This window comes from uncultured Mucilaginibacter sp., from assembly GCF_903913935.1.
Classification (GTDB): Bacteria; Bacteroidota; Bacteroidia; order Sphingobacteriales; family Sphingobacteriaceae; genus Mucilaginibacter.
In genome coordinates, this window is record NZ_CAIWNH010000244.1 from 1 (window position 1) to 23,142 (window position 23,142).

Annotated in this window: 21 protein-coding genes; 13 read left to right on the forward strand and 8 right to left on the reverse strand. The window is 43.1% G+C overall.

The window, feature by feature from the left end:
• The 3 genes from rsmI to lnt form a co-directional block, all read left to right on the forward strand.
• On the forward strand, positions 1-683 hold a 683-nt coding region (rsmI, locus tag QZY09_RS09290; protein WP_295671495.1), incomplete at its 5' end, for a 16S rRNA (cytidine(1402)-2'-O)-methyltransferase.
• A 28-nt stretch (positions 684-711) separates the two neighbouring features.
• Complete coding sequence (locus QZY09_RS09295) at positions 712-1,287, forward strand: DUF1572 domain-containing protein (protein ID WP_295671498.1); 576 nt, start codon at positions 712-714, stop codon at positions 1,285-1,287.
• Between the two features lie 68 nt (positions 1,288-1,355).
• Entirely contained in the window at positions 1,356-2,966 is a 1,611-nt protein-coding gene (gene lnt, locus QZY09_RS09300) for an apolipoprotein N-acyltransferase (RefSeq protein ID WP_295671501.1), read from the forward strand.
• 43 nt (positions 2,967-3,009) lie between these two features.
• Here lnt and QZY09_RS09305 read toward each other — a convergent pair whose 3' ends face one another.
• Both QZY09_RS09305 and QZY09_RS09310 read right to left on the reverse strand, forming a co-directional pair.
• The gene (locus tag QZY09_RS09305) at positions 3,010-3,864 is read right to left on the reverse strand and encodes an N-acetylglucosamine kinase (protein WP_295671504.1); all 855 of its coding nucleotides are present in this window, start codon (positions 3,862-3,864) and stop codon (positions 3,010-3,012) included.
• On the reverse strand, positions 3,861-4,241 hold the full coding sequence (locus QZY09_RS09310) for a response regulator (protein WP_295671507.1): 381 nt from the start codon (positions 4,239-4,241) through the stop codon (positions 3,861-3,863). Before QZY09_RS09310 ends, QZY09_RS09305 begins: the two co-directional genes overlap by 4 nt.
• Before the next feature lie 322 nt (positions 4,242-4,563).
• Between QZY09_RS09310 and QZY09_RS09315 the strand changes: the two genes are divergently transcribed.
• Both QZY09_RS09315 and QZY09_RS09320 read left to right on the forward strand, forming a co-directional pair.
• A complete protein-coding gene (locus tag QZY09_RS09315; protein WP_295671512.1) occupies positions 4,564-6,372 on the forward strand; it encodes a M61 family metallopeptidase in 1,809 nt (602 codons plus the stop codon).
• 136 nt (positions 6,373-6,508) lie between these two features.
• A complete protein-coding gene (locus QZY09_RS09320) occupies positions 6,509-6,664 on the forward strand; it encodes a lmo0937 family membrane protein (protein WP_295671513.1) in 156 nt (51 codons plus the stop codon).
• A gap of 74 nt (positions 6,665-6,738) precedes the next feature.
• Here QZY09_RS09320 and ligD read toward each other — a convergent pair whose 3' ends face one another.
• From ligD to QZY09_RS09340, 4 genes are all read right to left on the reverse strand, one after another.
• Complete coding sequence (gene ligD / locus QZY09_RS09325; protein WP_295671516.1) at positions 6,739-9,246, reverse strand: DNA ligase D; 2,508 nt, start codon at positions 9,244-9,246, stop codon at positions 6,739-6,741.
• 1 nt (position 9,247) lies between these two features.
• Entirely contained in the window at positions 9,248-10,018 is a 771-nt protein-coding gene (locus QZY09_RS09330) for a Ku protein (RefSeq protein WP_295671519.1), read from the reverse strand.
• Between the two features lie 338 nt (positions 10,019-10,356).
• Complete coding sequence (locus QZY09_RS09335) at positions 10,357-11,793, reverse strand: glycosyl hydrolase 53 family protein (protein WP_295671521.1); 1,437 nt, start codon at positions 11,791-11,793, stop codon at positions 10,357-10,359.
• Positions 11,794-11,937: 144 nt separating this feature from the next.
• Positions 11,938-12,894, reverse strand: a complete 957-nt coding sequence (locus tag QZY09_RS09340) for a nitrilase family protein (protein WP_295671524.1) — start codon at positions 12,892-12,894, stop codon at positions 11,938-11,940.
• Between the two features lie 324 nt (positions 12,895-13,218).
• Here QZY09_RS09340 and QZY09_RS09345 point away from each other — a divergent pair, with 324 nt between their 5' ends.
• Positions 13,219-14,202, forward strand: a complete 984-nt coding sequence (locus QZY09_RS09345; RefSeq protein WP_295671527.1) for a family 43 glycosylhydrolase — start codon at positions 13,219-13,221, stop codon at positions 14,200-14,202.
• 14 nt (positions 14,203-14,216) lie between these two features.
• Here QZY09_RS09345 and QZY09_RS09350 read toward each other — a convergent pair whose 3' ends face one another.
• On the reverse strand, positions 14,217-14,810 hold the full coding sequence (locus QZY09_RS09350; RefSeq protein WP_295671530.1) for a cupin domain-containing protein: 594 nt from the start codon (positions 14,808-14,810) through the stop codon (positions 14,217-14,219).
• 264 nt (positions 14,811-15,074) lie between these two features.
• On the opposite strand from QZY09_RS09350, the gene QZY09_RS09355 reads away from it, so the two are divergent.
• The 7 genes from QZY09_RS09355 (at position 15,075) to QZY09_RS09385 (ending at position 21,000) form a co-directional block, all read left to right on the forward strand.
• Positions 15,075-15,452, forward strand: a complete 378-nt coding sequence (locus tag QZY09_RS09355; protein ID WP_295671533.1) for a VOC family protein — start codon at positions 15,075-15,077, stop codon at positions 15,450-15,452.
• Between the two features lie 644 nt (positions 15,453-16,096).
• Positions 16,097-17,113 carry a hypothetical protein gene (locus QZY09_RS09360; RefSeq protein ID WP_295671536.1) on the forward strand — a complete coding sequence of 339 codons (1,017 nt, stop codon included), beginning with the start codon at positions 16,097-16,099 and terminating at the stop codon, positions 17,111-17,113.
• A 45-nt stretch (positions 17,114-17,158) separates the two neighbouring features.
• Positions 17,159-18,166, forward strand: a complete 1,008-nt coding sequence (locus QZY09_RS09365) for a hypothetical protein (RefSeq protein ID WP_295671540.1) — start codon at positions 17,159-17,161, stop codon at positions 18,164-18,166.
• A gap of 122 nt (positions 18,167-18,288) precedes the next feature.
• Entirely contained in the window at positions 18,289-18,501 is a 213-nt protein-coding gene (locus tag QZY09_RS09370; protein ID WP_295671543.1) for a hypothetical protein, read from the forward strand.
• A 107-nt stretch (positions 18,502-18,608) separates the two neighbouring features.
• Positions 18,609-19,508 (forward strand): LysR substrate-binding domain-containing protein, encoded by a 900-nt coding sequence (locus QZY09_RS09375; protein ID WP_295671545.1) that lies wholly within the window; start codon positions 18,609-18,611, stop codon positions 19,506-19,508.
• 73 nt (positions 19,509-19,581) lie between these two features.
• Entirely contained in the window at positions 19,582-20,592 is a 1,011-nt protein-coding gene (locus QZY09_RS09380; protein ID WP_295671548.1) for an NAD(P)/FAD-dependent oxidoreductase, read from the forward strand.
• A 90-nt stretch (positions 20,593-20,682) separates the two neighbouring features.
• The gene (locus QZY09_RS09385; RefSeq protein WP_295671551.1) at positions 20,683-21,000 is read left to right on the forward strand and encodes a 2Fe-2S iron-sulfur cluster-binding protein; all 318 of its coding nucleotides are present in this window, start codon (positions 20,683-20,685) and stop codon (positions 20,998-21,000) included.
• Positions 21,001-21,280: 280 nt separating this feature from the next.
• On the opposite strand, the gene QZY09_RS09390 is transcribed toward QZY09_RS09385, so the two are convergent.
• On the reverse strand, positions 21,281-23,098 hold the full coding sequence (locus tag QZY09_RS09390; protein ID WP_295671554.1) for a patatin-like phospholipase family protein: 1,818 nt from the start codon (positions 23,096-23,098) through the stop codon (positions 21,281-21,283).
• Positions 23,099-23,142: the final 44 nt, after the last annotated feature.

Sequence of the window (23,142 nt, forward strand, 5' to 3'; positions counted from 1 at the left end):
ACTTAGTCCCCACCCCAATCGGTAACCTGGAGGATATGACATTCAGGGCAATCAGGGTTTTAAAAGAAGCCGACCTGATCCTGGCCGAGGATACGCGTACATCGGCGCCATTGCTGAAGCATTTTGATATCCATCAAAAAGTATTTGCACATCACCAGCATAACGAGCACCAATCGACCAACGAGATCGTCCGGTTTTTAAAGGAAGGTAAAAATATTGCGCTGATTTCAGATGCCGGAACCCCCGCAATATCCGACCCTGGTTTTTACCTGGTAAGGGAAGCATTGAAAAATGAAATAGCGGTGGAATGCCTGCCCGGTGCGACGGCGTTTGTCCCCGCTCTTGTCAACTCCGGATTTCCTACCGACCGCTTTTGTTTTGAAGGATTTTTACCTTTAAAAAAAGGGCGCCAAACCCGCTATAAAACTTTAGCAACTGAAGAACGCACCATCATATTATATGAGTCGCCGCACCGGTTATTAAAAACGCTGGATGAAATGGCTACTTATTTCGGCGCCGAAAGACAGATCTCCGTTTCGCGTGAACTGACAAAAATGTTTGAAGAGACCGTCAGAGGAACCGTTACTGAAGTAAAAACTTATTTTGAAACACATCCTTTGAAGGGGGAGTTTGTGATTTGTGTGGGCGGCCTCACCCAACCATCTCCAAAGGAGAGGGCTTAAAAACAGCGTAGATTGTTACGAGATATTTTTGAAACAAATCTTTAAAGTCCTCTCCTTTGGAGAGGATTTAGGTGAGGCTTTTATGAAAACTTATTTAACCAGCGTGATCAAACGCTTTGAATATTACAAAACACTTGCCGAACAAACCCTCGGGCAGGTGAATGACGAAGGCTTGTTTTGGCAATATAATGAGGAAAGCAACAGCATCGCCATGATCGTTCAGCACCTGGCCGGCAATATGCTTTCGCGCTGGACAGATTTTTTAACCAGCGATGGCGAAAAAGACTGGCGAAACCGGGATGCCGAGTTTGAAACAGTGATCACTAACCGCGCTGAATTGCTAATACAATGGAATAAAGGATGGGATTGCCTGTTCAACGCCTTAAATTCAATCGGCGAAGATGACTGGGATAAAGATATTTATATCCGCAATGAGCGCCATAGCGTGGTGGATGCCATAAACCGGCAATTAGCACACTATCCTTATCATGTTGGGCAGATCGTTTTTATCGGGAAAATGATCGACGGGGCTGATTGGAATTCGTTATCCATACCAAAAGGAAAATCAGGATCGTTCAATTCAGAAAAATTTAAAAAGCAGTAAGTACACCTTTGATAAACAATTAAAAAATAATTGCGTCATTTGCAGCGTTTCCACGGGATATTATTTCAATGAAAAAAAACATACTGTTAGCCACGCTTTCCGGTTTACTGCTTTGGATAGCCTGGCCGCCTACGCATTATACTACTTTTTTATTATTTGTTGGATTAGTGCCGATGCTGGTTGCCATTGAAAATATCATTCAATCCAATACAGGCAAAAAAGGAAAAAAAATATTCGGAACCGCTTTTATCGGCTTTTTTGTTTGGAACATTCTATCCATTTTTTGGGTTTACAATTCTTTAAAAGTAATTGGTGAGGTGGTAGCCGTACCTGTTTCTTTCATCCCCTACTCCTTAGGTCCACTTTTAATGGCGACCGCGTGCTGGCTGTATTATCGGTTGCGGTTAATAACAAACCGAAACTTCAGTTTATTTGGATTGATTTGTTTTTGGATAGCTTACGAATACCTGAATCAAAGCTGGGATCTTAAATTCCCCTGGATGACATTGGGTAATGGTTTGGCGGTATCTCACCAATGGGTGCAATGGTATGAATATACCGGGGTGTATGGCGGAACGCTTTGGATCTGGACGATAAACATACTATTGTTTTTAGTTTACACCGGACTAAAAGAGGGGCAAAACAAATTCGCAAGATTAAAACTGATCACCGTATTTGTTTTGGTTTTAATACTACCGATAAGCTACTCATTGTTCACGTATTATAATTACCAGGAGCAAAACAACCCCTCAAATATTGTAGTGGCACAACCCAATATAGATCCCTATGCAAAGGAATCAACAATGCCTGCATCATTGCAATTGAGTATATTAACCCATATTTCCGATTCGCTGGGACAGGCAAACACAGAGTTTTTCATCTGGCCGGAAACAGCCATCGCGGACGAGATCAACGAGGATAATATCCGCACCAATATCTTTTTTCAGCAAGCGCAGCATTTTTTAAATAAGTATAAAAACGGCAATTTATTAACCGGCGCCGAAACCTATAAGATCTATAATAACCAGGCCACACCAACAGCAACTTACGACGAAGAGCATAATATATATTCTGATAGTTTCAACACCGCTATAAACATTGAAAACTCGGCCGAGGTACAAATCTATCATAAATCCAAACTGGTTCCGGGTGTGGAGGCTTTACCTTTTCCATCCGCATTGGCATTTTTAAAACCTGTTTTTGCACATTTGGGCGGGGCAACGGGTAGCTATGCCGGCCAAAAAGATCCGGGGGTTTTTTATGCGCAAAGTGGCATTGGCGTTACGCCGGCAATTTGTTACGAAACGCTTTGGGGCGGATGGATAGCTGAATCGGTAAAAAAAGGTTCGCAATTTATTGCTATTATCACCAACGATGGCTGGTGGGAAGATACGCCGGGCAAAGATCAGCATTTGGATTATGCCAAACTCCGCGCCATTGAAACCCGCAGGTGGGTTTGCCGATCTGCCAATACCGGCATTTCAGCATTTATTAACCAGCGTGGCGATGTGGTACAACAAACCAAATGGTGGGTACGAACCGCCATTAAACAAAACATTAACCTGAACTCAGATATTACCTTTTATGTACACTATGGCGATTACCTGGCCAAAATTGGAACCCTGCTGGCGTTATTGGGGATAGTATTTATTGTTGCAAAGAAAATAATCACTAAATAATTCCGAAATCGACATTCCGAAATCGACATTCCGAAATCCGAAATTACAAGGCTTCCCTGCTCAAAATAAATTCCATCAGATCATGTATTGGCTGGCGGATGATCTTACCAACATGTACGCCGTTCACTTTACAGGCAGCTTTTAGCTCATCCGAAAAGACAAAAGCAATCGAACCCACAAAATGGCATTTAAATTTATAGTATTGAGGGTACCATTTTATGTTGGTCTCAATAAATTCAATCATACCCTTGTGCAAGAGGTTCTGGCCATAATCGGTACTGCGTATTTTTGTTAAAAACTTGCTGAATGCGGCGAGGTAAGAATTTGGATTGGGCGTTTGATAAACATTCCTGATCACAATTTCTTTTGTAATTTGGTAATCTTCATCAAATTTTTCACTGATATCCGGCGGCATATTGCCGTATAAAAAATCGGTGATCAAAGCCTTGCCAAACCACGAGCCGGACCCCTCGTCGCCCAAAACAAAACCCAAACCATGCTGACCGGAATGGATCTCGGCCCCATCAAAGTACGAAATGTTTGAACCAGTGCCTAAAACGCAGCAAAGGCCTTTTTCGGCCCCGCACGTTGCGTAGGCGCTGCCTAGAAGGTCGCTATCAACACTGACATAGGATTTATTAAACAACTGGCTGAGCGCGTTGGAAACGATTTCATGCCTGTCCGGGCTGGAGCAACCCGCTCCAAAAAAATATATTTCCCTGATCTGAGGCGCATAGACAATCATATCAGCTGCCTGCTCCTGCAATATTTTTACGATCTCTTTTTCGGTTAAAAAATAGGGATTAAGCCCGGATGTTCTAAATTGCTTTACTTCGCCCGTTGAAAGTTTAAGCAACCAGTCTGTTTTTGACGACCCGCTATCAGCTACCAGGATCATTGGCTAAGTTCTTCGAGTGCTTTTTGAGTAAGTGGTTTATGAATAAACTGGGTGATATATTTGTTATCGGTTGATTTCCGCATATCCAGCGGGTCAAGGGATGATGAAAGCATAAATATTTTGATGCCCGTTTTGTCGATATTTATTTTGTCGTAGTCTTCTAAAAATTCAAATCCGCCCATACCAGGCATCCTTACATCCAGAAAAATGACATCGGGTTTGACTGTCCCATCGTTTAAAGCGCTTATCGCCTCATGTGCCGAACGCACAACGGTAACATTGTCGGCGAAGTTGCTGGCTTCCAAAATTTTACTCGTAACAAAATTATCGATGTAATTGTCGTCGATCAACAAACAGTTTTTAAATCGGTTAGCCATTGAGTTCAAAAATAGCTTTTTCAGTCAATTTAAAAAATTCTGTACTGCTTTTTATTTTTTTACCCGGATTACACCGATTGTTTTGTGATTACACCGATTTTTAGCCGACCAAAATTGGTGATGTTTGACGGCCAAACGCAATCAACTACTCACTTAGTCAACCTAATCAACCAGCCCCCATTGTGTCAGGTATTTTACAAACCAATCAGGGCCCAGACACCAAATTTTTTATAAATTGCCCTCTATTGACAACGTAAACTAAATAATCAACTGTTTGATAAATTATTCCCGGCTTACCGGGTTTCAAAACCTGCTCATCTCAATGAAAACAATTAAGTTAGCACCCGTTTTATTAATAATGCTATTTTTTATGGATGTTAATACAAGTAAGGCAACCAAATCAACGGGGACTGCCCATATTTCCTATACCGTAACTTTCCCTGAGGCTCAGGCGCACTACGCAGATATTGAAATGAATATTTCGGGCTTGCACCAAAACAGCCTTGACCTTAAAATGCCGGTATGGACACCCGGGTCGTACCTGGTGCGGGAGTTTGCGAAAAACATCGAATCTTTCAGCGTATCCACAAATGGCAAAACGATTGCATCACCCAAAATCAGCAAAAGCTGCTGGCATATCAATACTGCCGGGTTATCGGCTATCAATGTTAAATACAGGGTTTATTGTTTTGAGATCTCGGTACGCACCAGCTTTGTTGATGCATCGCATGGATTCCTTTCAACAACGGGCATATTTATTTACCCTGATAAAATGCTCCACCTGCCATCAACTATCCATATTGTGCCGTACAAAGGCTGGGCAAAAGTGTCCACCAGTTTGGATATGGTAAATAATGATCCGTTTATACGTCATTCACCCAATTTTGATATTTTATTCGACTCACCGATTGAAATTGGCAACCAGGATATTTTCGGCTTCGATGTTGCTGGGGTAAAGTATGAAGTTTGTATGGTTGGCGGCGGAAATTATGACAAAGAACGCCTTAAAACAGATATGGCGAAAATCATTGAAACAGAAACCAATGTATTTGGCGAAAACCCTAACAAACATTATATTTTTATTGTGCATAATTACCTCCGCGGGGGCGGTGGTTTAGAACATTTAAGCTCTACCACGTTAGGTGCCTCAAGAGATAGTTACACCACTGAAACCGGGTACCGTAACTTTTTAGGGCTTGTTGCTCATGAACATTTTCATTTATGGAATGTAAAACGCCTGCGCCCAATTGTGCTTGGGCCTTTTGACTATGATAATGAAAATTACACCACTGACCTTTGGATAGCTGAAGGTTTTACGGCTTATTACCAAAACCGGGTTTTACGACATGCCAACCTGATCACACCTGATATTTTCCTGACCACCGTAGCCGCCGAGATGAGCGTTATGGAAAACCAGCCGGGCGCTAAAATTCAACCGCTGGCCGAGTCGAGCTATGATGCATGGATAAAAGCTTACCGCCCGAACGAAAATTCAAACAATACCACTATTTCATACTACGACAAAGGCGCGGAAGTAGCTACCCTGCTCGACCTGGAGATCATCAATGATTCAAAAGGAAAATATTGCCTCAATGATGTAATGAAATACATGTACAACACCTATTACAAAAGTAAAAAACGCGGGTATAAAGACGTTGAATTTAAAAAGGGACTTGAAAAATTTGCAGGCAAAAACCTGGATGATTTTTATGCAAAATATGTAACCGGCCTTGCCCCTATTGATTACAATCACTACCTGGGATATGCGGGTTACAAGGTTAGTGACGAACTGGCAAATACCAATGATCCAACGCTCGGTATCACCTTTGCCGCTAACAATCCTAAAAAAATAATTTCTTCAGTGCTTCGCGGAAGCGCGGCATGGATTGACGGCATTAATGTGAATGACGAACTTACCGCAGTCGACGGGACACCAGTGACCGATGTAGCCACCATATTAAACGACAAAAAACCGGGCGATAAAATTACCGTAACTGTGCTACGCGACGGCCTGCCACTAACACTTCCGGTTACCCTGCTAAAGAACAACAAGGTTAATTTTAAAGTAGAAGCACTTCCCAACCCAACGCCACAACAAGTTGTGGTACAGAAGAAATGGCTGGGGTTGTAGATTGGTTGGTTGATTGAGTTGATTAGGTTAGATTAGGTTGATTAAGTTGACTAAGTTTTTTTGGTCCTACAAAACATTTTAGGTGCTTTGGTTATTATAGCTAATATCTATAAATCATTAAAAAAACACATCTATCATGAACTCAATATTATACCTCGTGGCCTTTATCCTGGTGATATTGTGGGCCATCGGATTTTTGTTTATGGCCATTGGCGGCTTGATCCACATTTTACTGATCATCGCGCTTATTTCTATTGTGCTTGGGCTGATCAGAAGACCAACAGCGACCTGAGCGGGTACAGCCATTTCACAAAAAAAGACTATTTGATTTGAATAGCCTTTTTTTGTTTTTTATCAGCGTGCGGATCAAGCTTCCTTGAATAACTCCAACGCCTTTTTTAGGTCTGCCTTTGTTTGGGTAAGTTTCCTCCATGGATCATCAATTTTACTTACCCGCTCTTTTATATTAAAAATGGTATAATCCGAAAGTTTAAGGTTATTGTTTACCTCGTGCCAATGCAATGGGGTTGATACTGTCGCACCCGGTTTTGGCCTTACCGAGTAAGGGCAGGCGATGGTTTGACCGCGGCGGTTTTGCAAAAAATCGATATAAACTTTATTTTTTCGTTTTGCAGGGCTCCTCTCTACACTGGTAGTATCCGGCAGCTCGGCATGTATCAAATTTGCTGCGTATTCTGCAAACATTTTTACAAAATCATAGTCGTATTTAGCACCCAGGTAGCAATAAATGTGCAGGCCTTTTGACCCGGAAGTTTTTATAAAAGCATCAAGTTTCATGCGTTCAAAAATTTCTTTCGTTTTTAGTGCCGCATCAACAGCATAGCTAAATGGAACATCATGCGGATCAAGATCAATAACTATATAATCCGGATTTTCCGGAGTTTTATACGAACTCAGCCATGGGTTGATCTCGATGCAGCCTAAGTTCACCATATACAACAGCGTTGCTGCATCATCCCCAATAATGTAATGAATGTTTTTATCATTACTTTCCGAATAAAGCGCCTCGGTTTTGATGAAATCAGGCAGTTGAGCGGTATCGGTATCTTTTTGAAAAAAACCAGGGTCGGCGGTCCCGTTTGGTTGGCGGCGCATGGATATGGGCTTATCCTTTAAATAAGGGACTATCCACTCCGCCATATCCCTGTAATAATTGATTAGCTGCCCCTTGGTTATCCCCTCTTCTTTCCAGAAAACCTTATTCAGGTGGGTAACTTTCAAATTTTTGCGACCGATGACGATAACCTCTTCGTCGGCCAGCTGTGTATCGGGTGTTTCCATAATTACCTTTTCTGATTTTTTATCCATCCTTAAACCTTTAAATACCGGGTGCCGCAGATGCTTATCAGCCGTCCATTCAGTATACCATACCTCGCAAACCAATTTGGGCTCAATCCAGGTTATTTTATTCCGCCGGCTAATTTTTTCGTCAAATGGCTTTTGATCGGTCTCCAGCGGGTGCATTTTTTCATAAAGCTCCTTAATTCCTTCATCACTAAACCCGGTGCCGCAATTGCCGATATACTGTAATTTCTCTCCGGGCTTAATCCCCAGTACCAACGAGCCAAAATGCTTGCGTGAACCATCAGGGGCTGTGTACCCGCAAATAATTGCCTCCTGCGAATTTTGGAGTTTGAACTTCAGCCACTGGTCAGTACGTTTACCGCTGAGGTAATAACTATAGCTGTATTTACCTATAATCCCTTCCCAGCCCTCTTTCTTTGCCTTTTCTAAATAAGCAGTTCCCTTTTCTGCGATATGCTCATTATAAAAAATATTTTTCGAGTCAATCAACTTCAGTAAAGATTTTAACAATTCATTCCTCTTGACCAGCTCCATGCTGCGCAGGTCGTACCCATCAAGGTTCAGCAGGTCAAAAACACAATACTTTAGCTTCAGTTCACGGGTATCGCCCTCATATTGCTGAATATATTGGAAACTGCTTTTACCGCTTTTGTCTTCAATAACCAATTCCCCATCCAAAATGGCCTTTTGCTTAACCCCCTTCAATTCATCCACAATCTTGGTATAGTCCTTGCTGAAATCAATATTATTCCGCGAGATCAAACGAGCTTTTCTTCCCGTATACCCAATGGCCCGGTAACCATCAAGTTTGCGTTCATATATCCAGTCGGTATTATCAAATACTTTGGGCTCCAGCTTTGCCATCATTGGCAAATAAGGTTTGCCTGCCGCCGGCTCAGCGTCTTTCTCGGCGTCAGTATCGCTATCTTCGGGGCTGTTTTTTTTGGCTTTTAATTTTTTTGACGATAGCAAGGTCTTTGCCTTCCCGTCTTTGTTGTTTTTTAGCGCCTTTATCTTTTCGGGTACCAGGTCTTCGCTGTTAAAAGGCGTTTGGGCAAATTCATCTTTATGCTTCATCATCAGCCACGAATTATCTTCGGCGTTATGTAGTTTTACCAGGGCAAATTCCCCTTTTAAAATTTCGCCTTTTAGCCTGAATTTTAAATTACCTGATTTTAGCCCGGCCCGCAGTGTTTTTACATCGTCTTCCCGGTTTTCAGCAAGCGAGGTATAGGTGCCTTTATCCCAAATCAAAACTACTCCCGCACCGTAATTGCCGTTTGGGATAATTCCTTCAAAGTTGCGATAGTCATAGGGGTGATCTTCCACCATCATGGCCAGGCGTTTGTCGTTTGGATCCATCGACGGGCCTTTTGGCACGGCCCAGCTTTTCAGTACGCCATTAAGCTCCAGTCTGAAGTCATAATGCAGGTGCGAAGCATGGTGCCGCTGTACCACGAAAGATAAAGTTTTTGCTCTGCTTTTGCCGCTTTGTGGTTCGGCGGATTTTTTGAAATCACGCTTTCTGAAATAATCAAGCAAACTCACATTAAGCTCCTTTTTTATTATTTAAGCTTTGCATCAGTTGTTCATACAGGCCGTCGCCGGTAGCTTTGGGCGGCGTCATTTTCTTAACAGCTGCCCGTTTCCCCTTTGCTTTGGCTTTAATGATCTTTAATAGCTCGTCATTATATTCATCTTTAAATTTCGAAACATCAAAATGTTCGGCATATTGGTTGATCAGGGCCGTGCCGACGTCCAGTTCCTTTTTGCTTACTGCAACGTCTTTTGCTATGTTCAGGTCATCCATGCTGCGGATCTCCTGCGCAAAACGAATCCGGGTAACTACCAGCGCATGTTCCACCGGGTGTACAATGCATAGCGATTCGGTGGTGCGCAATACAAACCTGGCCAGGCCCGCTTTCTTTGATTTCACCAGTGCCTCAACCAGTAAGGCATAGGCTTTATTGTTTTTGGTGTCCGGTTCGGCGTAATAGGAAGTTTCGTAATAAATGGGGTTAACATCGGCTATGTCCACAAAACTTTCAATCTCGATGACCTTGCTTTTTTCTGGAGCTGCATCCTCAAAATCCTGATCGTCTACTATTACATAGTCGTCATTTAGTTTGTAGCCTTTAACAATCTGATCATAAGGCACCTCTTTATGTGTATTTTCATTAACGCGCTGGTAACGGATATGGGCATGGTCGCGGCCATCCAGCATATCAAAGTCAAGCGAACTGCTTTCAACAGCTGTGTATAATTTAACCGGGATACTAACCAGGCCAAAACCAAGTGAACCTTTCCAGATGGGTCTCATAGCTTTAGTGTTATTTAAATATAACCTTTAAAAAAGCGAAAGGGTTTTTGGATCGATCAATTAAAATCAATTTAAATAATACTTTTATTTACAACCAAATAGTAAATTTGGTTATTCGCTATATAAAATACGCTTAAGCTTGTTAGTTGCCATGGCCGAAACCAAACTGACAGATGTGCCAGTAGAAAGCTTTTTAGCGGGCCTCCCCGATGAATAGGTGCGCGATAATTGTTATACCCTTATCAGCCTGATGGAAAAAGTAACCGGCGAAAAACCGGTAATGTGGGGGAAACTTCGTAAATCTTAATTATTAAGCTAAATCAAAAAAATCATTTAAATCAGTGGTTCAGATACTTCCCTGCTATCTCCGGGTAAACCACATCTAAATAATCATTGGCTTTGCCATCCTTGTCAAAGATGCCTTCCCAGGTGCTTTTCGGTTCCCAAATAAAAGAACCCACCGCTTTTCCATTGGGCACATTAAAAGCAATATCGTTCACTTCGCGTTTTAGCTGCGAATATTCAGCCACCATTACCTGCTGCGGATACCTTTTGGCCAGGTCGGCCATGTTATATTTCAGGTCGGCAGGAGTGCCGTGCCATTTCGGATAATAAGATAAACCTATCACATCAAAAGGTACGTTGCGCTCTTTCATATTATCTAAAAAGAACCTGGCTTCGGCATTTTGACCGCCCAGCGCAATATGGAGCATAATAATGGTTTCGGGGCTAACTTGCTTTACTCCCTTCACGCCTTCGTATATCAGCTGCGCCAGGCTGTCAAGGCTACCAATGGCACCATCGGGCCATATCATGCCGTGGTTAATTTCATTACCTACCTGTACCATATCCGGCGTTGTTCCCTGGTCTTTTAACTGCTGCATAACATCAACTGTATAGTTATAAAGTGATGTTTTCAATGCCGGGAAATCTTCGCCAACCCAGGCGGCAGGTTTGTTTTGCTGTTGCGGATCGGCCCAGTAATCGCTGTAATGAAAATCGAGTAAAAACTTCATACCGGCCGTTTTGATGCGTTTGGCCATTTGCTTCGTTTGCTCCAGGCCGCAAAAACCCTTCACCGGCGAATAACCTTTGGGCTGTGCCGGGTCCACAAATATCCGCAGCCGGATGTAGTTAAACCCATGCGCTTTCATAATCTCCATAGCGTCACGCTGAACACCTTCGTCAGCAAATTTCATACCCCGGCTTTCCAGTTGCGGTAAAAAGGAAATATCCGCACCCAATATTTTACCGCTTATTTTTTTGGGTTTGTATTTATCGTGGGTAACCACGTGCGCTATCCCCAGTTGCACCGTATGAATCTCTGTTGAACCGGTGTATAAACTATCAGCTTTTGCTTCCAGTTTAATTCTACTGAGCGTTGTTCCGGCACGTAAGATCAACCGGCAGCTGCCATGCAGATTTATTTGCCAGGTAGTATCAGTATGCGGTATAGCAGCGAAATCGCCTGCATCCATGATGTTTACAATTTTTGCGTCGCCGCTTAAGTGCAATACCACCGGGATTTGCGCATTTGCAAGGCTATCACCCTTGCTGTCAATAATTTTTATGTTGATAAGGGCCTCATCCTTACCATTGGCGATCATGGTAGTTTTGTAGGGAGTTACCTGAATTTCGGAAGGTACACCAGGAGGTTTTGGCTTCCAACGGTTTTGCTGGGCAAACAGCGCTCCGGCAGTAAATAACACTAAAAAAACTAATAGCCCGCAACGTTTAAGGCCGTGGAAAAGCATGGAGTGCATATGGTATAACATAACAGTTTGAATTGGCACGTTAAAGGTATAATTTAAAATGTATTAATGACAATTATTTTTACAGGAAAGGGGCTTTCTATCTGATTTTTTACAAAGAAGAAAAATGCTTAGTATTTCCCGCCGCTGTTAGTGGTGATCTTATATTTAGTTGTTTTTATTAAGCCAGACCACTTTTTGTTCCGGTACATGGTCTTTCCCTATAATGTCTTTGTATAAATCCGCACGCCTGGCTTTACGGTAGCGGTACCCGCCTGCCAGTTGCAGTTTATCGGGTGTAAGTGTAGCTATCGCGATATCGTTATCCAGTTCGCGGCATTCAGCAATGATATCGCCATAAGGGTCGATGATCATCGAGCATCCGTTTTTCAGTTGCTCGCCATCCATGCCTATCGCGTTAGCAAAAACTGCATAAACAGCATTATCGTAGGCCCGTGCGGGCAGCCATTTCATCAGCCACTCCCTTCCCTTCGGGCCGTCAAACTCCTGCCGAAGTGAGGTCGGGTCGGCCACCCTGTTGTCCCATAACTCAGGGTCAACAAACCCAGCTCCTGGCCGGGTTGATGGGGTGCACATGGTAACATGCGGCATAAAAATAATCTCGGCGCCCAGCAAAGCTGTTGCCCTTACATTTTCAATAACGTTATTATCATAGCAAATTAATATCCCGCATTTCCATCCATAGAGATCAAACACAACATATTCATTTCCGGGGGTGATATGCTTATTGATGAATGGGTGCAGCTTACGATATTTGGCAACCAGCCCGTTTTTATCCACACAAACGTAGGGCTTGTAAATTTTATTACCGGCATCCTTCTCAAAAAGCCCCGCCAATACTACGATGTTATATTCTGCAGCAATTTCGGTTAACTTTTTAATTGATGGGCCGTCCGGGATAAACTCTGCCAGGTCGAGCATTTGCTGCAGCGAAAAGTTAAGCGCAAATGAATATCCGGTAATTGAGCATTCATGAAAAGCAATTACATCAGCCCCTTCGCCGGCGGCTTTTGCTGCAAGCCGGCGGATAGTTTCCAGGTTGGCTTCTTTATCGCCGCTTTTGTGTTCAAATTGAGCCGTAGCGATTTTTAACATGTTCTTCATAGCTTATTTCAATGCAGATTATATTAATCTACCAAGGTAAGTTTTAGATAGCAATTTGTAATATTCCGGTACAAAAAATCAATTCCCTTTTGGGAAATCGCTTTTAGAATTTAAAGGTGGCTTTTTCCATAGCGACGGGTTTCAAATCCATCGCTATACGGTAATCACCATCAAGTTTGCTATTTTATAAATACAGTTACCATCGATACATTATTTTATTTACGGCTTGTATACTTAAAAGCGATTTCCCTGAGTTCACTTCAACTTCAACCGGGTATTTTAAATTAACCGTTATATTTACATTTTTATTATAGAGATAGTCATATGTCGAGCAAAATTTTCAAGTTTAAAGGGTCGTTGTCAATTATATTGTTGACCATATTGGTATCAGGCATAAATTTAAGATCAGCCGCTCAACAAAATTTCATTAAAAACCCTATTGTACCGGGCTATTTCGCCGACCCAACTATTATTAAGGATAACGGCAACTGGTATATTTACGCTACCATCGACCCCTGGGGCGCTGACGAGCTTGGTGTTTTGGAAACCAAAGACTTCAAAACTTTCACACAAAAACATATCAACTGGCCCACCAAAAAAGCCTGCACCAGTCCAACATCTAACGGGTCAATGGTTTGGGCGCCATCTATCAGAAAAGTTAACGGTTTGTTCTACATGTATGTAGCTGTTGGCAGCGAAGTTTGGGCCGGTGTAAGTGAACACCCATTGGGCCCATGGCGTAATGCAAAAGCTGATAATACCCCATTAGTCACCGCTAAAGATTACCCCGCTGTTCATAATATCGACCCGGATTGTTTTATTGATGACGATGGGCAGACCTACCTGTACTGGGGTTCGGGATTTAATTGGATAAAAGGGCATTGTATGGCAGTTAAACTGAAAAAAGATATGGTGACCTTTGATGGCGCACCGCGGGACATTACCCCGCCCCACTATTTTGAAGCGCCGCATGTGGTAAAACGAAACGGGATCTATTACCTGATGTACTCCCAGGGAAAAGCGATAGACGCCACCTACCAGGTTCGCTATTCAACCGGGAAGACCCCTTTTGGCCCATGGACAGAAGGAATATATGATCCCATTCTTTCCACCTCAGCAGATAGCAGTACTTACGGGCCCGGTCATCACACTGTTTTTAAAGTAAACAAACAATGTTACATCCTGTATCACCGCATCCATCCACAAAAAAAAGATTATGTACTAAGAGAACTTTGTTTGGATAGTTTGAATTTTGATGCCAAAGGCAATATCCTCAAAATAAATCCAAAGGGGGTTAAGGCATTTTAGGTTTTAAAGGCTTTTTATACAAACCTGTACTGCAAAACAGCGGTAACATGGGGTGTTACCAATTTTATATCGTGCTTCTTATGTAAAGGGATCTCCACAAAATCGCCCGGACCCAAAGCATAAAAGTCTTCGCCGATAGTACATTCGCAGCGCCCCTGCAAAATAAAAAAGCTTTCCAGCATATCGCCGTGTTCTTCTTCGGGAACATTGGCTTTGCTGATCACCAGCATTTGCTGAACGTCTTCATCATCTCTTATCAGGTGGCTTACAAAATCTTCTGCCGGCTCATCAGGAATTAAGTGAGTAAATAAGCGTATCCAGGGTTCGGGGTCGCCGGCATGACGGATTACCGGGAGATCGTCAATATTTAGCATCCCGGAATCTTCAAATCCAAGTGCCGAAAGTACTTTTTGTTTAACTAAAGGGCTGGGTTCAACAGCAATTACTTTCGCCAGTTTCTCCATGGCGTTTTCTATCGCTGTCAACTCCGCTTTAATTTCGGGATAAAGCATCGCCATTTGGATAAGATAAGCCTCTTCCTCCTCACCCAGCAAGCCCAGGCAATATTCCTCTAAAACACCGCTTTCAATATACTTTCCTGCATCCATCAGCTGTAACCCGGCTTTGTTTAATATGATATAAATACGGAAATTTTATCAAATCAGTTTGTTAGGTGTTTGAAAAACCCTAAGGCAAAGGTAGCCAATACTTTTTTAACGACAAACAACACCCTATTAGCCTTAATATATTTGGCAATACTATTTGAACTATTGTTCAGCCATAACAGTTTAATTAAATTAGCAGGGTTGATATAAAAAAAACGATTTAACTTTTACATACCAGGATATGGTTTAGCTTTGATAATTATATAAATGAAATTCAGGATCGCCAGGCATACTACAGACTTAAACCGCATTATGGATTTTTACGGCCGCATTTTGGGCCTGAAAGTATTGGGCGACTTTAAGGACCATCACCACTACAACGGCGTATTTATGGGTTTACCGGGCGAAAGCTGGCACATGGAGTTTACAATGTCGGACAAACAGCCAGAACACAACCCGGATGATGACGATCTGCTGGTTTTTTATGCTGCATCCCTGGCCGAATTTGCCGAGATCAAAAAAAGGTTCATCATCAATAACGTAAAACATGTTAAACCGCAAAACCCTTATTGGGAAAAGAACGGGATCACTTTTGAGGATCCGGACGGCTACAGAATTGTAATTTCGGTAATAAGGGGACTGTAATACCAAAATAAAACTCCATTCTATCAATTTAATTCAGCCTAAAGCATTTCATCCATCAACACCTGCTTTCCAATAGCCTTAAGTCAAAATATCGGGTAATTCCCGCACTATATTCAGGTAGTATTACGCTTGCCCCCTTTTTAAATACGCCGTTTCTTTACATCAATATTTAATAAGCTATTAATTCAGTATAATAATTAATATAAAAATCACTATAAACAGTGATTGACAGCCACTTATGCACATTGTAGCTTTACAGGATAAAGCAATTAAATAATTGAGGCCCGGGAGATGCCGGTAATTTAGAAGTATATATTTTAGGTAACCGGCCACCGCTTAATCAAACGTAAGAGATACAGTTAGTTAGTTTGGTTTGCCGGTACGGGGTCTCCGTATCGGCTTTTTTTAACTTAATAATTAACAATACCAGAATACGGTCAAAAAAACCATATGAATATGTGATATAAACGGCTTTGCGGGCCATTTCATACCGGGTACTTTTGACCTAAATAAATTACTGAATATTAATAATATAAATAACGGCAATAGGGTTACTTCCAGGCTCGTGATCTTATTAAAACAACATATAAATGAGCAGGAAAAAATCACCCGAAAAAAAATTAAAAACCAATAATCAAAAAATCATGAAACGGCTAACACTTTACCTTCTAATCTTTCTATTTGCTGCTACCATTATTGCCTCATGCAATAAAAACAGCAGTGTTAATCCCGCAAATACTGCCAAAATCAGCAACAGCTCCTATATTACCCAGCTGGTTACAGTTTCAGGCAGCATCCTCTATATCGGTAACATTCTACCTACGCTTGCTGTAGGGGCAGTTGGCGATTATTTCCTTGACGTTACAAACGGGTATGTTTACGGCCCCAAAACAGCGACATCCTGGGGAAGAGGATATTCCCTTAAAGGGCCAACAGGCTCTACAGGGGCCACCGGTGCGCCAGGCACTCCCGGAAGCCAGATCTACAGCGGCACAGGTATGCCTTCAGCAACTACCGGCGTAATTGGCGACTACTACCTCGACACCCAAAATTTTCTACTTTACGGTCCTAAAATCGCTACAGGCTGGCCTGTACCGGTGAGCCTTACCGGCCCGACTGGTCCGAAAGGCCCGGTTGGCCCTCAAGGCCCTCCGGGAGGAGCCACCAATATAAAGGTTGATACTTTTACTGTTAAAGGAAGTGATTGGCTTTGGAATTCGGTGTATGTTTACGAAACAAGCCCCGGCAGTTATACCGAATATTTTACAAGGTATTACGTTCGCCATAACAGCTCAGTTACTACCGGAGTGCTTGATACAGGCTTGGTTATGGTATATTTCACCCCAAGCCCTTTAAACAATCCTTATCAATGGGCGCCGCTGCCATACCAGTTCGATTCCTCGTTCGGATTTACGGATAACTATGTGTATGTTACAGCAGTCGGACAGGTAACACTCCATTATTTCTTTATCCAGACAGACCCTACATCTACCCTGCCTACATTAAGTACTTATAATGATGAAACCCGCAAGTTTAAAATTATAACGATAACCGGTAGGGCATTTAAATCGGCAGTGGCAAATCATGTCAATTTTAATAATTACCAGGAGGTGAGCAGGATAACGGGCTTATGGCAACAGGACATCCGGGAACAGAAATAACAGAATATATTCCATTTAACATTTATTCACCAAAAAAATGACATTATGAAACGGCTTATATTCAATATTTACACTTTATTTTCTGCTGCGATAATTTTTTCCTCTTGTCACAAAGACACAAAAGTTATCCCGCAGGACATAGCAGCTACAAATTCGCCATCGATCATCACTATGCTGACCTCGGCGGCCGGGTATGTACTTTATGGAGGCACAACCGTACCTGCTGCAAGCTATGGCACGGTTGGCGCTTACTATCTCGACCTGCTTAACGGCACCATATACGGACCCAAAACGGCTTCGGGCTGGGGGAGCGGATTATCGTTAAAAGGTAACACCGGCGCTCCGGGCAACACCGGGCCGAAAGGCGCCGCCGGAAGTAAAATTTATGCCGGAGGCGTAGCACCGGCTGCTACAACCGGCGCCCTTGGCGACTATTACCTTGACAGGGTAACGGCATTTTTATATGGCCCTAAAACTGCATCAGGCTGGGGCATCCCGGTTACACTAAAAGGGCCCGCAGGCGCTCCGGGAAACCCCGGACCAACCGGGCCGACAGGAAAAAATGCAAATGTATTTTCAGATGTATTTACCTTGAAGGGCAGCGATTGGTTGTGGAACTCGCAGTATGTTTATGAAACAAGCCCCGGCAGCTATACCGAATATTTTACCAGGTATTATGTACGCCCGAATGCAAAAATCAATGCCGACGTATTGAATAATGGTATGGTGTTAGTATACTTTACGCCGAGCCCGATAAACAATCCAAACCAATGGGAGCCTTTGCCGTACCAGTTCGACTCCTCGTTTGGATATACCTATAACTATGAATTTGTACCGGCAATGGGCCAGGTAACTTTACATTATTTCTTTATTCAGACAGACCCTACAGCTACCCTGCCTACGTTAAGCACTTATAATGACGAGACACGACAGTTTAAAGTGGTTACTATTTTGGGCGAAGCCGGCATATTTATGCTTGCACATCATGTTAATTTAAATAATTACCAGGAAGTGAGCAAAGTAACCGGCTTGTGGCAGCAAGATGCCAGATAGCACAATCTGATTAATAAATCGTTTGGTTTGCCGCCGCGGGATTTTCCCGTGGCGGCTTTTTTATTCGATGATGGTCAAAACAAAATTCTGTTTTTATTTATTCTGTAATAAAAATATTAAAAATGAACAGGACCATCGGGATAGCATTAATCATCATCGGAGCAGTAATGATCATATGGACCGGCTTTACCTACACCAAAAAAGAAAAAGTTGTTGATGCCGGCCCTATCCAAATAAGTGCAGATAGAGAAAAAACAGTAAACTGGCCACCCTACCTTGGGGGAATATTGTTAATTGGAGGTATTGTAATTGTTGCTACCGCGAGGAAGAGGTAAAAGGCGAAAGGTTAATGCATAAAGCTTGAGTGGTTTAGTTGCTGCTTTCATTCTACCTTTAAGCTTTCGCCTTTCTGCTTTCAGCTTTTCCGCTTACCTTAGCACCAATGATATTCGATTTCCGCCTGAAAGTATTTTACACGGTTGCACAGAGGCTGAGCTTTACTAAAGCGGCTGCTGAATTGTTTATTACCCAGCCGGCGGTTACCAAGCATATTAAAGAGTTGGAACATCAGCTGAATGTGCAATTGTTTATGCGCAACGGCAACAGCATCGTTTTAACCACCGCCGGGAAGATTTTAACCCAGTATGCCGAAAAGATTTTTCAAACTTATACCGAACTGGAAACCGAGCTGGCCCAGCTGAATAACATGGAAGCAGGCACTTTACACATTGGTGCAAGTACAACAGTAGCGCAAACCATCCTGCCCAAACTACTCGCCTTGTTTAAAAAAACATACCCTGCCGTTCACTTTACGTTTACACAGGCCAATACCGATGTAATTACCCAGCAGGTGCTGGCCGAAAAAATTGACATCGCCATAGTTGAAGGGGCTGCCCATTACCCGCAGATCGCCTACGCGCCCTTTGCTAAAGATGAGATCGTGCTGGTAACAAAAGCCAATAACCAACTTTCAAAAAAAGCCGAGATCACCCCAAAACAATTGCTCAACATCCCCCTGGTATTGCGCGAAGCCGGCTCGGGTACACTTGATGTTATATTTAACGCCCTCGCCAACATCGGCATCAACCCAAAAAATTTGCAGATAGAGATACAGCTGGAAAGCAGTATCGCCATTAAACAATACCTGCTATACTCCGAAACAGCAACCTTTCTTTCCATACAATCCGTTATCAGCGAGTTAAAGTATAATGAGCTAACCATCATTGATATCAAAGGACTCGATATTTTCCGCACCTTCCAGTTTATCCAGCTCCAGGGTAAAAACACCAAACTCATTGAGCTTTTCAAGCGTTTCTGCCTTGCCAACTATAACTTAAAGTAATCGCTGATTACTATTTATCATTAGTTTTATGTTATAATAACACTGACCTTTAGTTGTTAATTGAAACAACCAGATGAAAACAATTACTACTGATATTTGCATCATAGGCGCCGGGCCCGTCGGTTTATTCGCTGTTTTTGAAGCAGGCCTGTTAAAAATGCGCTGCCACCTGATTGATGTACTGCCACAAGTTGGCGGGCAGCTTTCAGAAATATATCCCCAAAAACCTATTTATGATATTCCGGGTTTCCCAACCATCAACGCCCAGCAACTGGTGGATGGTTTGATGGAACAGATAGAACCGTTTCACCCCGGCTTTTCATTAGGTGAGCGTGTTAACGAACTTTTTCAGCTGGAGGACGGATCCTTTGTTACCCGCACCAGCGACGATACCGAAGTACACAGCAAAGTGGTGGTAATAGCCGGTGGCCTGGGCTGCTTCGAACCGCGTAAACCTGTAATTGATGGGTTGGAGCAATTTGAAGGTAAAGGCGTATCCTACATGGTAAAAAACCCTGAAGCCTACCGTGGCCGCAAAGTAGTATTGGCCGGCGGCGGCGATTCAGCCCTTGACTGGACCATATTTTTGGCTGATATTGCCGAAGAAGTAACACTGATCCACAGGGGCGATACCTTCCGCGGCGCGCCAGACTCTGCTGAAAAAGTTTTTGAGCTGGCTACTGAAGGGAAGATCAACCTCATATTGCAATCCCATATCAACGCTATCAAAGGCAACGGGCATTTGCAGCAGGTTGAAGTGATCGGCAGGGATAACGAGACGACTGTGATTGAAGCTGATCATTTGATCCCACTGTTCGGCCTCACCCCAAAACTCGGCCCGATTGCTGAATGGGGTTTGAATGTAGATAAATCGGCTATTATGGTGGATACGGTGGACTACAGCACCAATGTAAAAGGCGTTTATGCCATTGGCGATATCAATATTTATCCCGGCAAATTAAAACTGATCCTCTGTGGTTTCCATGAAGCCGCATTGATGGCACAAAGCGCCTTTAAACATGTTTACCCCGACCAGAAATTAAGTTTCAAATATACTACCGTTTACGGTGTTACTGCTTTTTAAGCGGGTTAAAGGCGAAAGGATAAAGGTGAAAGGTTTAAACGGCCGCACCTTTTGCCTTTCACCTTTGACCTTTTACCTCAACTCAAAAAAATGATTAATATAACCATAGAGGACCGCGACGGGAGCCGACGGCCGGTTGAAATTCCCGAAGACATCAGTCTCAGCCTGATGGAAATTTTAAAAGCATCGGACCATCATGTACTTGCTACCTGCGGCGGTATGGCCCTTTGCGCTACCTGCCACGTCCAGGTGCTGGAAGGACCCGAAAAATATTTCCATGCCACATCAACAGAACTGGACATGCTGGATACCCTGCCCGATGCCGGCTACGACAGCCGCCTGGCCTGCCAGTTAAGGATCAGTAAAGATATGGAGGGGATGGTTTTCAGGATACGGGGAGAAGCATAGTTAGCAAAATTGCTGTATTGTTGTACTGCGGTATCGTGTGATACGGCGATACATTACAATGCAAAAAGGGTGTCATGGTGAGGCACTCGAACCATAGCGGGCAAAGGCCTATACGCCATACATTAACGCCATGCTTACGGCACCATCTACCACCGGGCATACATCAGCCCACCGCACCGTGGTTCGAGTGCCTCACCATGACACCCCATCGCTCACCGTTCCTCATTGCAGGATTCTAAAGCATCCGGTACGCTACCAATGCCTTGGCATCAGCCTGCCCTTACCAATTTTCAGGAAAAGGAATATCCTTCACACTTAATGGCTTAAAGTTGTTGATCTGGTAGTCCAGGCCATATTGGTTATACATAAAAAAGGGATCAGTTTTAAAATGTTCATAGTCTGCTGCCATTTGCGCTTTAAGGCTGTTTAACCTGCCCAGGTAAGCGGCATCATATGCCGATGGCGTGGTAAAAAGCCTTTCGATATAAGTAAGCAAATTATAACAGGTGGTAAACTGCCCGCAGGCTATTATACAGGCCATGCTATGCTGCTGGTGCATATTGCTTTCATCAAACCAAAGCGTTGTGCCCATGTTAAAAGCAGTTTGGGCAACAATCTGTATATCCCGGCTGGGGTTTAAATACGGCGCAGGCGGCGGGTTCTTTTTGCGGTACAGATCGCTGGAAAAGGCCAGGTCGTAAATGTGGTTGCCTTTACCACGGTTTTTCCATTGCGGCGATCCGTAAAAGGTATTATAAAGCAATTGCCTTATCCGCTTTAAAAAAACACTCATATTCAGCAGCAGCACCGATTCTACCCTTGCCTGCATCATTTGCTTCAGCACTACCAGGGGTGTTTTTGTAAAATAATGGATCAGTAACCTGATGATCTTTTCGGTAAAGGATTTTAACAAGGGCGATGACGTGCCCAGTATCTGACTTTTTAAGGAGGAAACCGCCCATAAAAACAAGGCCGGCAGCACAATTAAAATTCCACCAACCATTCCCATCCAAACCAAATGGCAATAAAACCCATACCCGATACAGCCTGCTGCTACCAAAAAGAAGAGTGTAGCTATCCAGTTTAAGCCCCCCAGACTGATGCCGCTATGCTTAGGCTGCGGCGGGTTAACGTAAGGCTTAATAAAATAACTTCCAACATCATTCACCAGCATCAGGTCGAAGGGTTTAAAGGTAGTTTCGTGCCTTTGCCTGCGGCCATCGGCATACATCATACTTTGCAGGCCCTGGTTATCTGTAATGCCGCCGTCCATAAAACCGACGTTTTTTTCGGCTATAAACGCCGATTCCTGTTTATCCCCTGTTTGCGGAATCATTGTGAGCCCGCTTTTCAGTTCATCTTCGGTTAAACCTTCGTGCGTAAAATCTTCGGGGAATACAATTGGCTCAAATCCCGCCGGGAAACAAGACGAAGCAGCAAGCACATCCCCTATTTTATATTTTCCGGCAACCAGCTGGCTAAGGAAAATATTTTCGTTACCAAATTTAAAATAAGGGTCTGCCGAAGTGTCTGCTACCATTTTACGGTCCTGCCTGAAAGATAGGCCTGTATAAAACTCGGTGGTATTAAAGCAAACTTCCTGCAGGTGGCCGGTTTCATTATTATAAAAAAGGGAGTGGAGTGTTGCGCCTTCAAAAATATATTCATCATAAGCCATCGAAAAAGCATTGATAATATTGCGGCTTTTGTCGGGGCGGTTGCGCCATCTTTTTTGATCTGAAAGTATCTCGAGCGCGTTTTGCAGCAGGAAATCGCCGGTTAAGCATTCGAACAGCTTGACATAAAAATCCTTAAATGATTTACCCTGCGCATTATACAACGCATATAAAGTTGTCGGGATAGTTCCGCCGGATGCCGACGACATATAAGTCACCTGGTTTAATAGCACATTGCCTTTAAGCGGGTCGTCATCGCCGTTAAATTCAACTTTGTTGAGGTAAGAAATGACGCCCATGCCAAATGAGGCGGCACGAAAGCCGCCGCCTGAAAATGCTAGTGCAATGTTTTCAAATGGGCTGATACAGTCCACTTTTAGCGTAAGCTCCGCGTGTTGAGGTGTGGGGGTTAAGGTTTCCATAGGATGGATTATAGGTTTATTTGCATAAAATTATAGATAAAATA